This window comes from Hominimerdicola alba 8, from assembly GCF_000178155.2.
GTDB classification, from domain to species: domain Bacteria; phylum Bacillota; class Clostridia; order Oscillospirales; family Ruminococcaceae; genus Hominimerdicola; species Hominimerdicola alba_C.
Map to the genome: position 1 here is coordinate 1 of NZ_ADKM02000011.1, position 1,309 is coordinate 1,309.

General features: G+C 35.4%; 2 protein-coding genes. Both read right to left on the reverse strand.

Translation table 11 applies throughout. The features are described 5' to 3' along the window. The coding region (locus tag CUS_RS00600) for a hypothetical protein (protein WP_002846887.1) at positions 1 to 804 on the reverse strand (804 nt) is incomplete at its 3' end. Between the two features lie 123 nt (positions 805 to 927). Further along, positions 928 to 1,309: hypothetical protein (locus tag CUS_RS00605; protein WP_037275869.1), on the reverse strand; the 382-nt coding region annotated here is incomplete at its 5' end.

Sequence of the window (1,309 nt, forward strand, 5' to 3'; positions counted from 1 at the left end):
CCCTCTGATGCCGTTTTTTTTCAAAAATTCAACGGCTTCTTTTATTTGGGGATCAGGAATACTGTAATCATATCTGTCTTTAAATTCTGTATACAAGATCCCCCACCTTTTTGTCAGAAGTTTATCGCCCAAAGTACCGACCGGTCCTTTAAATTCTTCAAATTCACTATAAGGTAACTTACTATCCAGTGCAGCTAACAGATCTTCTTTTTTCAATACATCAAAGTAGAAGCTATGAATATTCATTCTTTCTTCTTCCATTTTCCAGATGCAAAAAAGATAGCTTATAAGTTCTCCGTATTCATCCTCCTGAGAGAAAGTTTCTATTGCTCTCTTTTCAAGAAATATCTTGTCAGAGGAACAAAGGGTATCGTCAATTTTGGCGGAACCTCCGCACAAGTATAACTGATCTCTTTTCACTCCGAGTTTGAAATTCTGATACAGATCAAAAATAAGGTCTGCACTTCCTCCGTTTAACAAGTAATTGGCTATGTACTTGTTCATCAGCATTAATTCAATAAGCTCTTCCGACACAAGTCCATCATTTTTACAAATATATTTACTGATCTTTTTATAGAATTCAGGATATTTTTTTTGAGCACCTTGATACAGGTGTTTTTCCTGAATAAAATACAGCATCAGCGGAATATTTCTTTCTATGACTTCTCTTGAATATCTTCTTGCGTGAAAAAAGAAATCATATAGTTCTATCGGATAGCTTTCATCATTTACAAGTTTTTGTATATCTTTTCTTAGTCTTTGTTTTTTTGCCAGGTTTATGTATTTCTCTTGTTCTTTTCTCATTTATTTTATCCCTCCTGTTTTTCTCCGGGCATCAATCGTTTACCGTATTTAAATTATAGAAGAAAATTCAGGGTGATAAAAAAATAGCTGCTGTATCGTGTGATACAACAGCCATTATTGTTTTCATGTCATCGGCATATCAGACATAGCTTTGATCTGATCTCTTTTCGCATTACCAAAAATTCTTGATTCTACTGAATTTTCTCTTCCAAAAGAAGACAGACGATCAAGAATTCTGGCAAACATATCTTTCTGAATTCTTTCCTGATCTGCAAGTGCGTTCATGCGAGTCTCTATGTTTTTGTATATCTTTGAGAATGTGACCTTTTGGGAAAGTTCGGGAACAATTTCTTTCCAACTCTCCGACTTTTCCGCAGCTTCAAAAACTTCTGCATTTTTGTATAGTTCGTTGATCACATCAACAACTATCTTCTTTGCGCTTGCAAGAAGCCCGTAAGCACGACAAAACAGATCAGCAAGAATATCTGACCATTCCCCGGGTAAG